The following is an 11,710-nucleotide window of genomic DNA, read 5'->3' as shown; positions in this document are numbered from 1 at the left end:
CCCGGCGCGCCGGGCGCGGGGCACGCCGCCGCCCGGGCCCTGGCCCGGACCGGCGTCGCCCGCCCCGTCCTCGTAGAGACTCTCGTCCCAGCCCAACTCGCGGGTGCGCGGAACGCGTTCCCGCGCCCCCTCCCGACGCACACTGCTCTGTCCCACCCCAGGTCTCCTCGTCACTCAGGTGCGGCTCTAGGCCGGACGACCGGACGGGTCCGGTCGGTTCCGGGTCACTTCGCGCACACCTGCTTGTCTGCCGTCTGCGCACCCTCCGGCGCCTTCGCCGGACCGGTGAGGGGCACCCCCGCGCCCTTGAAGTCGGCGCCGAGGACGAGCGTCATCGGCTCGCGCTCCCCGGCGTCCTGCGTGCCCGGCTTGAGAGCCGAGGCGGGCAGGCCCATCAGATCCGCGAGCTCGCGGGCCTGGTCGGCCTGGTTCGGTGCGTACGTGAGCGTGGTCGTCGCCGCCTGCTCGGGGGCGTTGCTCTTGTTGGTCGACCGCGTCACGCCGTGCTCGTTCTGCAGCCAGTCGATCGTCTTCTGGGCCGCGCCCGTCTTGCCGCTGCCGTTGTAGACGTCGACGCGGACCTGGCGGGCGGTGGAGCGCGGGCCCTCCAGGAGCTTCGCCTGGGCCTGGGCCTGGGCGTTCTTGGCGTCCTGTTCCTTCTTCTTCACCTCGCTGAGCGAGGTGTCGGACTGCAGCATCTCGAACAGCCGCGGCGCCTTCACCGGGTCGGGGACGACCGTCGCCCTCCGGTTCGGCGGCTCGTCCGGGTTGTCGATGACCGGCAGCGTGGTGAACGTGATGTTCTTGGTGTCGATGTCCGTCAGCTCGCCCGCGAGGGCCTTGAGCTTGGAGATGCTCCCTATCCCGGTGTCGACGGTGAGCGCCTTGGTGGCGGCGTCGGCGAGGTCGTACAGCTTGGTCGGCGACGTGAGCGTGTCGTCCGACTTCATCTGACGGATCATCGAGCTGAGGAACTGCTGCTGGGTCTTGATCCGGGACAGGTCGCTCTCGTCGCCGAAGCTGTGCCGGGTCCGTACGAAGGCGAGGGCCTGCTCGCCCTGGATGGTCGACTCGCCGGCCGGCAGCTTGAGGTGCGACTTGGAGTCGTTCACCGGATGGGCCAGGCACACCTTCACGCCGCCGACGGCGGTCGTCATCTCCTTGACGGCGTTGAAGTCGGCCATCATGAAGTGGTCGACGGTCAGCCCGGTGAGCTCCTTGACCGTGCGCATGGTGCAGCCGGGGTCGCGGCCGTCCTGGCCGAGGCTCGTGTTGAAACGCGCGTGGTTCGTGCCCGGGATCTTCCTGACGGTCCCGTCGGGCTGTTTGGTCTCGCACTCGGGGATGTCGGTGACCAGGTCGCGGGGGATGGACACCGCGGTGGCGTTCGTCCGGTCCTTGGAGACGTGGAAGAGGATGTTGGTGTCGGCGTGGCCGACGCTGCCCTTGTCGCCGTAGCCCTCGTTGCCCGCGCCGGTGCGCTTGTCGGTGCCGATGACCAGGATGTTGAAGGGCTGGCCCTCCTGGAAGCCCTCGGTGCCGCCGGCCACCTCGATGGTGTTGATGTTGCCGTCGAAGTGCTTGTAGAGCGCGTACGCGCCGGCGGCGCCCGCCACGACGACGAAGGCCATGGTGCCGCCGGTCCACATCAGGACCTTCTTCTTGCGCGACTTCTCCGGCCGGCGCTTGCGGCGGCCCGCGACGGGCGGCTGCCGGTCGGCGGGCTCGGCGGCCCGGCGCCGGCGCTGCCCGGGCACCGGCGGCGCGGCCTCGGGGGCGCGGTCGTACGAGCGCGTTCTCTGCCCCGGAGGGGTGGCGGCGTCCCGCGGGGCGCGGGGGCGCGGCTGGGACGGGGCGGCGGGCCGCTGCGGCCGCTGCCCTGCGGAGCGGTCCAGTCGCAGTTCGTAATTACCGGTCTGCGGGTTGAAGACCCACTGGTCGGCGGGGTCGATCTCGTCCGCCCGTCCACGGCTGTGCGCGTCCACGGTTCCTTGAGTCCTCCGTCGGTACCGCCCGAGGCGCCTCCCCCTCAAGCGCTCGGTCGTTCGGTCCTTCGAGTGCGCGACCACGCGGTCGGCAGCACCGGATCGCGTCACACTATCCGCCCAGTTCAGCGTGGGGCGACGCCCGTGACAAATTCCACGCCTCTTACAACTGGGCAATTCGCTCAAACCTCATCCAGGGGCGCCCTCGCCTTGGGTCTGGCTTTACGAAACGCACAGAAACGGCCAGGGCGGGGGGTGGGGTGAGGGGGCGGTGGGGGAGTGCCTCGACGGCACTCGTCAGGGGCACGTTCCTTCGGCCGCGTTCCGCCCGGCGAAGGACGGCGTCGCCGAGGCGTCGGGCCCGTCCCCGCTCCCGTCCGGCTCCGCCTTGTCGCCCGAGTGCACGGCCACGGGCTGGTCGGCGCGCAGCCGGGCGAACAGCTGGTCGGCGGCGGGCTGCACCAGTTCGTCCCGGTTCGCGTTGTACGTGTACGGCCGCCGCGGCACCGTCAGGAACTGCACCTTGTCGGTCGGGACGGCCCGCATGGAACGCGCCAGGTCGTACAGATCGCGGAGCGAGGCGAGCCCCGGATCGGTGGTGATCGACTTCGTGGCCGCGTCCAGGACCGGATAGAGCCTGGTCGGATTCAGCAGCACGCCGTCGCTCTGGACCTTGTTGACCAGGGCGCCGAGGAACTGCTGCTGGCGGTCCATGCGCTCGGTGTCGCTGCCGTTCCCGAGCGACTTGCGCGCCCGTACGAAGCCGAGCGCCTGCTCGCCGTGGAGCGTCTGGCGGCCGGCCGGCAGCTTCAGGTGGGCGTCCTTGTCGTCGATCGGCTCCTTGAGGCAGATCTGCACCCCGTCGACCGCGTCGACCATCTTCTTGAAGCCCCGGAAGTCGATCACCATGTGGTGGTCGATCCGGATGCCGGTCATCTTCTCCAGGGTGCGGATGGTGCAGGCGGCGCCGCCGAACTCGAAGGCCCAGTTGAACTGCGCGAACTGCTCCTTCGTCATGCTCTTGTCCGGCTTCGTGCAGCTGGGGATCCGCACCATGAGGTCGCGCGGGATCGACACGGCCGTCGCGCCGGCCCCGTTGGCGGAGATGTGCAGCAGGATCGTGGTGTCCGAGCGCTGCGTGCCCGAGCTCCGGCCGTACGCGCTGTTCCCGGGGCCGCTACGGGTGTCCGAGCCGATCATCAGGATGTTCCGCGCGGAGCTCACCACCGGCGACGGCCGCTGACTCTCGTACTTCCGCAGCTCCGCCTCCGCCGTCGTGTCCGTGGTGATGTTCGCGTCGAGCTTCCGGTACGCCCACCACCCGACCCCGGCCGCCACGAGGACCACGACCGCGGCAGCCAGCGCCGCCCAGCGCAACCAGTGCCGCTTGCGCTTGGCTCCACCGGGCGTGTCTGCGCTGTCCGTCACGTCTGGTCCGTCCTCGATGGCATCTCGGAAGGCGTCATGACCCCCTGCCGATCATGACCCGCCGGGGGCGCGGGGGCGCGGGCCGATGAGCCGGACGAGTGACGGGCCGACGCCGCGGGTGTGCGACCTACGCCCCACCGGCCCACTGCCGCCTGCGCGACGGCGCCCTTGTGCACCCCGTTGTGGGCATGCGTTCCTCCCCCAGACTTCGTCCGGGGGGACCCCCAGGCGGAACGGGTGGGCACAACGGAACGACGCCCCTTGCCGGGCCTAGGCCCCTCGCGCGTTGACGCCCGGCACGACGGCGACGCGGTCGTGGTGCGGGCCCAGGCACAGGGGGCGGAGGCGCCCGCGTGGGCGCCGTCCCGTGTGCCCACCCGTCCCGCCCTGCGGGACGATTGCCCACACGGGGTGTGGTGGGGGCCAGGCGGAGGCCCGCACGGGCGGGCGCCGCGGTCGTGGTGCGGGCCAGGCGCAAGGGGCGGAGGCGCCGCCAAGCGCGCCAGGCGTCAGGGGCCGCACGGGCGTGGGCGGAACGCCCGCGACGAGGGAGGCCCCGCCCGGGCGGCGACGCTCAGAGGGCCAGCGTGAGCGTCACCCGCTCGCTTTCCACCCGCTTCGCCAACCCCTCCGCCCCCAGCCGCTCCACATGCCGGCACAGCACCATCGACCCACCCGCCACCAGCGGCGCGTACAGCCCGGCCGAGACGCCCGCCCAGGTGTCGTACGACTGCCCCGACAGCACCCGGGAGGCCGGCCCGAGGCCCAGTTCCACCGCGTCCCGGCGGGCGCGGCCGACGAGCTGGGACGCCGTCAGTTCCGTACCGTCGACGACGAGGGCCGGGGCGTCCGGGTCGACCGGGACGAACGGGGCGAAGCGGTCGCCCTGGCCGGGCACCTCGACGGCGTAGTCGGCGTAGCCCGCGGGCGGGGTCGGGAAGCGGCGGCCCAGCGGCGCGAGGGAGAGCGCGACGCGGTCCCCCGAACAGGCGAGGCCGGCCTCCAGGGAGTCGGGCCCGGCGACCACGTAGTCCGCGTCGGCCGGATCCCCGCCCAGCTCCGCCGTCACGCCGACGGACGCGCAGGCGAGCAGCCACACCGCCGTCTGCCAGTGCGCGGGCAGCAGCAGCGCGAGCCGGTCGCCGGGGGAGGCGGACAGTTCGCCCTGGAGGAGGTTGGCGGTCTTGGCCACCCAATTGGCGAATGTGGCCACCGACAATTCCACGCGTTCACCGGTGGCGTCGTCGTAGAAAGTGACCAAGGGGCGGGCCGGGTCCGCGGCGAGCGCGGATCGCAGCAGGTCGGCGGGGGTGCGGTCGCTGGCGTTCACGCGGGCAAGGGTACGCGTGGGGGCGCGGCGGGTCCGCCGTAACGGTGACCCCCGTCCACCGGTCGGCCCGACGGACCGTCAGTTTCCGTGCGGATTCCCGACGGGCGGAACCCGGGCGCGGTACGGACGATCGCTCCATGCGTGCCTACCTCGCCTCCTCGATCGCCGTCAGCTGCGCGGCGGCCCTCGCCCTGCCGCTCTCCCTGGCGACCGCGAACCCGGCCGGCGCCAGGCCGGCGGCAACTCCCGCGGCAGCCCCCGCGGTAGCCCCCGCGGCAAAGAGCGCGGCCCCCGCGAGCCCCGATCTCGCCGGCTCCACCCAGTCGCTCCCGCTCGAACCCCTCGCCCCCGACGGCGCCCCGCGCGGCCGTGGCTCCGTCTTCGCCTCTCCCACCGAACGGGGGCTGACCCGGCGTGAGGTCCGGCCGTTCTCGCTCGTGGGCGTGGTGTGGGACGACGCCCGGGTCCCGCTGCACGGCAGCGTGCAGGTCCGCACCCGGGCCTCCGCGGACGGTGCCTGGTCGCAGTGGCAGGACGTGGAGACGCACAACGAGGAGCACGGCGCCGACCCGAACACCGCCGAGGGCCGCTCCGGCGCCCGCCGCGGCTCGACCGCCCCGCTGTGGGTCGGCGACTCGGACGGCGTCGAGATCCGCGTACACCCGGAGTACCGGGCGACGCGCACCCTTCCCGCGGGCCTGCGCCTGGAACTGGTGGACCCGGGCCCGGACACGGAGCGGGCGGCCGGTGCGTACGACGCGATGGAGTCCGCGGACGCCATGGCGGCGGCCGCCGGGTCAACGGCGACCCGGGACGGCCTCGCCCTCGCGGACGAAGCCCCCGCCCTCGCCCCCGGCGACGGCACCGTCCTCCCGGCCCTCACCCGCGCCCAGACCCTCGCCACCCTCCCGGTCGGCAGAACCCGATCCTTCGCGAAGGCGCCGTACATCGGTCCGCGCCCGAAGATCATCACCCGCAAGGGCTGGGGCGCCGACGAGGGGATGCGCGAGCGCGGCTTCGTCTACACCAAGACGGTCAAGGCGGCCTTCGTCCACCACAGCGCCACCGGCAACAACTACAGCTGCCGCCAGGCCCCCGCCGTGCTGCGCAGCATCTACCGCTACCACGTGAAGAGCCTCGGCTGGCGGGACTTCGGCTACAACTTCGCCGTCGACAAGTGCGGAAACATCTACGAGGGCCGCGCCGGCGGCGTCGGCAAGGCGGTCATGGGCGCGCACACCCTCGGCTTCAACACCAACAGCATGGGCATCGCCGTCCTCGGCACCTACGGCAGCACCACTCCACCGGCCGCAGCCGTGTCCGCCATCGCACGGCTGACCGCGTGGAAGTTGGGGCTGTACGGGGTGAATCCGAATGGAACGACGTATCTCACCTCAGGCGGCGGAAACCTCTACAAGAAAGGCAAGAAGGTCAAGTTCCATGTGATCGCAGGGCACCGCGACGGCTTCGCGACCGAGTGCCCGGGCGGGCGTCTCTACAACAAGCTCGGCACCGCCCGGTCGGCATCGGCGAAGTACCAGGGAAGGCGCTGATGGGGTCATGGACTCAACCATCTGCATAAACTGACCGGTCATATCGTACGGACGGCCGAACGAACGCCGACCCCGGTGACGAAGACCGGACCCGAACAGGAAGCAGAGACGACAGGTGACCGAAGCGATTCTCCTGGTCGGTGGCAAAGGCACCCGGCTGCGTCCCCTGACGGTCAACACGCCCAAGCCGATGGTTCCGGCAGCGGGCGTCCCCTTCCTGACCCACCAGCTGGCACGGGCCCGGGCGGCCGGGGTCGAGCACATCGTCCTCGCCACCTCCTACCTGGCGGAGGTCTTCGAGCCGTACTTCGGCGACGGCTCGGCGCTCGGGCTCAGCATCGAGTACGTGACGGAGGAGGAGCCGCTCGGCACCGGCGGCGCCATCCGCAACGTCGCCTCCCGGCTGCACTCCGGGCCCGAGGACCCCGTCCTCATCTTCAACGGCGACATCCTCACCGGCCTCGACATCCGCGCCCTCGTCGCCACCCACCGGTCCTCCGGCGCCGACGTGTCCCTGCACCTCACCCGGGTCGACGACCCGCGCGCGTACGGTCTCGTGCCGACGGACGGGACCGGGCGGGTCACGGCGTTCCTGGAGAAGCCGCAGACGCCCGAGGAGATCGTCACCGACCAGATCAACGCGGGCGCGTACGTGTTCCGGCGCTCCGTCATCGACACCATCCCGGCGGGGCGTCCCGTCTCCGTCGAACGCGAGACCTTCCCCGAGCTGCTGGCCGACGGGGCCCACCTCCAGGGCATGGTCGACTCCACGTACTGGCTCGACCTCGGCACCCCGCAGGCGTTCGTCCGCGGCTCCGCCGACCTCGTCCTCGGCCGCGCCCCGTCCCCGGCCGTGCCGGGCCGCTGCGGCGACCGGCTCGTCCTCGACACCGCCCGGGTCGCCCCCGACGCCAAGCTCACCGGCGGCACGGTCATCGGCCCCGGCGCCGTCATCGGCTCCGGCGCCCGCATCAACGGCTCCACCGTCCTCGCCGGCGCCGTCGTCGAGGACGGCGCCGTCATCACCGACTCCCTCATCGGCACCCGCGCCCGCATCGGCGCCCGCACGGTCCTCACGGGCGCGGTGATCGGCGACGCGGCGGAGATCGGCCCGGACAACGAACTCCGCGACGGCATCCGCATCTGGTGCGACGCGAAACTCCCGGCGGGCGCGGTCCGCTTCAGCTCCGACCAGTAACCCAAGCACCGCTGGACCCCGCCCACCGTGTGGGCATTCGTCCCGCCCCGCGGGACGAATGCCCACAACGGCGGAGGTGGGCGAGGGCGGCGCGCCGCCGAGCGCGGCCCGCGACACCGCTACGCTCATACGCATGGCCGGCCGCTTCGCCCCCCGCACCCCCACCACGCGCACCACCGCGCGCGGCGGCCACATCGCCGTACCCGCCCCGAGCAACGCGTCCGGCGACATCGGCCTCGGCCTCGACCTCGGCCCCAACCTCGACGTCGGTCTCGACCTGGGGCTCACCCTGGGGCCGCTGCGCCGCGGCCCCGCAGATCCCACCTTCCGTACGACCGCCGACGGCTCCGTCTGGCGGGCCAGCCGCACCCCCGACGGAGCCGGGACGCTCCGGGTCCGGGCGGACGGGCGCGCCGAGGCGTGGGGCCCGGGAGCCGCCTGGCTCATGCGCCAGACGCCCGCGCTGCTCGGCGCCGAGGACGACCCGGACGCCTTCGTCCCGCGCCACAAGCTGCTCGCGATCACCCACCGCGCCCGCCGCGGCCTGCGCCTGACCCGGACCGGGCTCGTGATGGAGTCGCTGATCCCGTCGATCCTGGAACAGAAGGTGACGGCGGACGAGGCGTACCGCTCGTGGCGGGTGCTCGTGCGGAAGTACGGGGAGGCCGCGCCCGGCCCGGCGCCGGAGGGCATGTACGTGATGCCGGACGCGCGCGACTGGGCGCGGATCCCGTCCTGGGAGTGGCACCTGGCGAACGTGGACGGGAAGCGCTCGGCCACCATCGTCCGGGCCGCCCGCGTGGCCGCCCGGCTGGAGGAGGCCGCGCAGATGCCTCCCGCCGAGGCCCGCAAGCGCCTCGAACTGATCCCCGGCATCGGTGCCTGGACCTCCGCCGAGACGATCCAGCGGAGCAACGGCGCGCCCGACGAGGTCACGACGGGCGACCTGCACCTGCCGGGCATCGTCGGCTGGGCCCTGGCCGGCGACCGCACGGCCGACGACGCGGCCATGCTGGAGCTGCTCGCGCCGTACGCGGGCCAGCGGCACCGGGCCGCCCGGCTGATCCTGCTGAGCGGCCGGGTGCCGCCGCGCCGGGCGCCACGGATGGCGCCCGGCAACATCACGCGCTGGTGACCGCGCGCCGGGCGCCGCGAACGAGGCCCGCGACGTCACGCGCCGCGGATGACGCCCGGCAACATCACGCCCTGGTGATCAGCGGACCTCGATGAACGCCGCCGCCTGCCGCGCCGCCCGCTCCTTCGGCGCCGCCGCCGGCCGGCCCACCGCGACCGCACCCATCGGGTCCCAGTCGTCCGGCAGCCCGAGCACGTCCCGCACGACGTCCCGGCAGAACATCGTCGAGGACACCCACGCCGAGCCGAGCCGCTCGCCGGCCAGCGCGACCAGCAGGTTCTGCACGCCCGCGCCCGCCGCGACGACGAACATCTCGCGCTCGGCGGCGTCCCGGCGCGGGTCGCCGTAGTGGTGGGCGCCGTCCGTGACCAGGCAGGGCACGATCAGGTACGGCGCGTTGCGCAGCACGTCCCCGCGCCGGATCCGGCGTGCGATGGACTCCTCCGGCCTGCCGTCGGCGCGCAGGTCCGCGATCCACGCGTCCCGCATGGCGTCGAGCAGCCGCACCCGCGCGCCCTCGGACTCCAGGAGCACGAAGCGCCACGGGGTGGTGTGGTGCGGGGCGGGCGCCGTGACGGCCGCGGCGACGGCCCGCCGTACCGCGCCCGGATCGACGGGGTCGTCGGTGAACTCCCGTACGGTACGGCGCAGGGTCACCGCCTCCCGTACCGCCTCCGAGGTGCCGAGCCGGAACATGTCGTCGGCGGCGTCCCGTACCAGCGCCCGCGCGCCCGGCTCCTCGTCGCCGCCCACCACGTGCCCGAGACCGCGTACGACGGCCACCGGCCGCCCCGACGCCTTGCCCTTCACCAGGTCGCCGGCCGCGGCCAGCTCGTCGGCGGTGGCGACGACGGTGACGTTCAGCTCGTTGCCATGGGAGTCGGCCACGCCTCGCAGGTCGTCGAGCACCCGCACCCCGGCCGCGCCGATGGCGACGTCGGTGAGCCCGCTGCGCCAGGGCCGCCCGAAGGTGTCGGTGACGATCACGCCGACGTCCACGCCGAGTGCCTCGCGCAGCCCGGTGCGGATCCGCGCGGCCGAGGTGTCCGGGTCCTCCGGCAGCAACAGCACCGTGCCGGGGGCGGTGTTGGAGGCGTCGACGCCGGCGGCGGCCATGACGAGGCCCTGCCGGTTCTCGACGATGCGGAGGGCACCGCGCCGCGCCACCACCCGTACCGTCTCGGCGTCGATCGCCTCCTCCCGGTCGGTGGCGGCGATCACCCGCCCCTCCGCCTTGCTCACGATCTTCGAGGTGACGAGCAGGACGTCACCGTCGACGAGCCCGGGGGACACGGACGCGATCAGCTTGGCGACGTCGTCGCCGGGCGCGACCTCGGGCAGCCCGTCGAGCGCCCACACCTCGTACCGGGCGGGCCTCCGAACGCAATCCCCGGCGCGCGCCGTTCCCGTCGCGTCGACGGTGCCGGGCCCCGGAGGCGTCACCCCGCCCGCCACGCCCGTCGCCTCGACGACACCGGCCCCCGGAGGCGTCACCCCGCCCGTCATGCGCCGGCTCCGCCGGCCTCCGCCGCCAGCGTCAGCGCTTCGCGCGCCATCGCCGCCGTCGCGTCCAGGTCGGTCATCATCAGCGGCACCGCGCGGCAGCGGATGCCCGCCGCCTCGACCTCCGCGACCGCGCCCGCGTCGACGGTGTCGACCAGCCAGCCGTCGATCAGATCGGAGCCGTAGTGCCGTGCGACGGCCGCCGCCGTGGACTCCACGCCGACCGCCGCGAGCACCTTGTCGGCCATGCCGCGCACGGGCGCGTCGCCGACGATGGGGGAGAGGCCGACGACCGGCGCGGTCGCGGCGGCGACGGCCTCGCGGATGCCCGGGACGGCCAGGATGGTGCCGACGGAGACGACGGGGTTCGACGGCGGGAAGACGATGACGTCCGCCTCGGCGATCGCCTCCAGGACGCCCGGCGCGGGCTTCGCCTGCTCGGCGCCGACCGGCACGACGGCCTGCGCGTCGACGGAGGCGCGCAGCTTCACCCAGTACTCCTGGAAGTGCACGGCCCGCTGCTCGCCGTCCACCTCGATGGCGACGTGCGTCTCGACCCGGTCGTCGGACATCGGGAGCAGCCGGACGCCGGGCTGCCAGCGGGCGCACAGCGCCTCGGTGACGGCGCTCAGCGGATAGCCGGCGCCCAGCATCTGGGTGCGGACGATGTGGGTGGCGAAGTCGCGGTCGCCGAGGCCGAACCACTCGGGCCCGACCCCGTACGCCGCGAGCTCCTCCTTGACGGTGAAGGACTCGTCCTCGCGGCCCCAGCCCTGTTCCTCGTTGATGCCACCGCCGAGGGTGTACATCACGGTGTCGAGGTCGGGGCAGACCTTGAGACCGAAGAGATGGATGTCGTCACCGGTGTTGCCGACGACCGTGATCTCCGCGTCGGGCGCGGCCTTCTTGAGGCCGCGAAGGAAGCGGGCACCACCGATGCCACCGGCCAGAACCACAATGCGCATGCAGTGCAGTTTGTCAGGCGGTGACGACTCCCGGGGCCGCCGGGGCGGAGCCGCACTGTGAGGTCAGCGACTCGTGCATCGACTCGTGCATCGACTCGTGCATCGGCATCTCGGTCAGGCCCGGGTAGTAGACGTGCAGGCTCACGGCCGGTTCGAGGGACTCGTTGACCACCTCGTGCACGTACCCGGGCGCGAACACGCGCTGCGCGCCGCCCGCGAGCTTCCGGGAGCCCCGCTCCGTACGCTCCGTCAGCTCGCCGGACAGCAGCGTGAGCACGCCGGAGGACTGGCCGTGGTCGTGCCGGCCGCTGCCCTGGCCGGGCAGCCAGGAGAGCAGCCAGACCTCGTATCCGGGGCCGGTGCGCAGCCGGTGGTACCACCGGGTGGTGGCGTCGTACTCGACGTACGGGGCCCACAGGGCCCGGTCGCCGGCGATCTCGCGGGCGAGCCCGGCGAACTCGGCCACGGTGACCGGGTGCTCGCGCTGGGGCTGGAGGAGGTGCGGGACCTCAAGGATGTCGCCGGCGATCTGAAGGTCGCTGTCCATGTTCATGGGATGCGGTGGTTCCTCGGCAGAAGTGCGGGGTGTCGCAGAGCAAGGGGTGGGGCGAGG

Annotated in this window: 9 protein-coding genes; 3 read left to right on the top strand and 6 right to left on the bottom strand. The window is 73.3% G+C overall.

Annotated features, from left to right (window positions below; genetic code table 11):
* Window positions 1-224 precede the first annotated feature (224 nt).
* From ACWEV0_RS29745 to ACWEV0_RS29735, 3 genes are all read right to left on the bottom strand, one after another.
* Window positions 225-1,985, bottom strand: a complete 1,761-nt coding sequence (locus ACWEV0_RS29745; RefSeq protein ID WP_453152725.1) for an LCP family glycopolymer transferase — start codon at window positions 1,983-1,985, stop codon at window positions 225-227.
* A gap of 297 nt (window positions 1,986-2,282) precedes the next feature.
* Window positions 2,283-3,431, bottom strand: a complete 1,149-nt coding sequence (locus ACWEV0_RS29740) for an LCP family protein (protein ID WP_453152728.1) — start codon at window positions 3,429-3,431, stop codon at window positions 2,283-2,285.
* Between the two features lie 556 nt (window positions 3,432-3,987).
* Window positions 3,988-4,743: a TIGR03089 family protein gene (locus ACWEV0_RS29735; protein ID WP_453152724.1), complete on the bottom strand. Its 756-nt coding sequence runs from the start codon at window positions 4,741-4,743 to the stop codon at window positions 3,988-3,990.
* A 137-nt stretch (window positions 4,744-4,880) separates the two neighbouring features.
* On the opposite strand from ACWEV0_RS29735, the gene ACWEV0_RS29730 reads away from it, so the two are divergent.
* The 3 genes from ACWEV0_RS29730 (at window position 4,881) to ACWEV0_RS29720 (ending at window position 8,629) form a co-directional block, all read left to right on the top strand.
* Window positions 4,881-6,296: a peptidoglycan recognition protein family protein gene (locus ACWEV0_RS29730; protein WP_453152723.1), complete on the top strand. Its 1,416-nt coding sequence runs from the start codon at window positions 4,881-4,883 to the stop codon at window positions 6,294-6,296.
* Window positions 6,297-6,411: 115 nt separating this feature from the next.
* Window positions 6,412-7,494 carry a sugar phosphate nucleotidyltransferase gene (locus ACWEV0_RS29725; RefSeq protein ID WP_453152722.1) on the top strand — a complete coding sequence of 361 codons (1,083 nt, stop codon included), beginning with the start codon at window positions 6,412-6,414 and terminating at the stop codon, window positions 7,492-7,494.
* Between the two features lie 133 nt (window positions 7,495-7,627).
* Window positions 7,628-8,629: a DNA-3-methyladenine glycosylase family protein gene (locus tag ACWEV0_RS29720; RefSeq protein ID WP_453152721.1), complete on the top strand. Its 1,002-nt coding sequence runs from the start codon at window positions 7,628-7,630 to the stop codon at window positions 8,627-8,629.
* Between the two features lie 78 nt (window positions 8,630-8,707).
* Here the strand turns inward: ACWEV0_RS29720 and ACWEV0_RS29715 are convergent, their stop codons facing one another.
* The 3 genes from ACWEV0_RS29715 to ACWEV0_RS29705 are packed head-to-tail and all read right to left on the bottom strand — an operon-like array spanning window position 8,708 to window position 11,650.
* The gene (locus tag ACWEV0_RS29715) at window positions 8,708-10,135 is read right to left on the bottom strand and encodes a coenzyme F420-0:L-glutamate ligase (protein ID WP_453152719.1); all 1,428 of its coding nucleotides are present in this window, start codon (window positions 10,133-10,135) and stop codon (window positions 8,708-8,710) included.
* A complete protein-coding gene (gene cofD, locus ACWEV0_RS29710) occupies window positions 10,132-11,097 on the bottom strand; it encodes a 2-phospho-L-lactate transferase (protein WP_453152718.1) in 966 nt (321 codons plus the stop codon). Before cofD ends, ACWEV0_RS29715 begins: the two co-directional genes overlap by 4 nt.
* Before the next feature lie 13 nt (window positions 11,098-11,110).
* Window positions 11,111-11,650, bottom strand: coding sequence for a cysteine dioxygenase (locus ACWEV0_RS29705; RefSeq protein ID WP_453152717.1), 540 nt, complete (start codon window positions 11,648-11,650; stop codon window positions 11,111-11,113).
* Window positions 11,651-11,710: the final 60 nt, after the last annotated feature.

This window comes from Streptomyces sp. NPDC003943 (assembly GCF_053605265.1).
This window is presented reverse-complemented; position numbering and strand designations above follow the sequence as displayed.

Excerpts from the sequence above, each read along its gene's own strand:
- cofD (WP_453152718.1), bottom strand. The coding sequence starts at position 11,097 with ATGCGCATTGTGGTTCTGGCCGGTGGCATCGGTGGTGCCCGCTTCCTT.
- ACWEV0_RS29715 (WP_453152719.1), bottom strand. The coding sequence starts at position 10,135 with ATGACGGGCGGGGTGACGCCTCCGGGGGCCGGTGTCGTCGAGGCGACG.
- ACWEV0_RS29705 (WP_453152717.1), bottom strand. The coding sequence starts at position 11,650 with ATGAACATGGACAGCGACCTTCAGATCGCCGGCGACATCCTTGAGGTC.
- ACWEV0_RS29730 (WP_453152723.1), top strand. The coding sequence starts at position 4,881 with ATGCGTGCCTACCTCGCCTCCTCGATCGCCGTCAGCTGCGCGGCGGCC.
- ACWEV0_RS29720 (WP_453152721.1), top strand. The coding sequence starts at position 7,628 with ATGGCCGGCCGCTTCGCCCCCCGCACCCCCACCACGCGCACCACCGCG.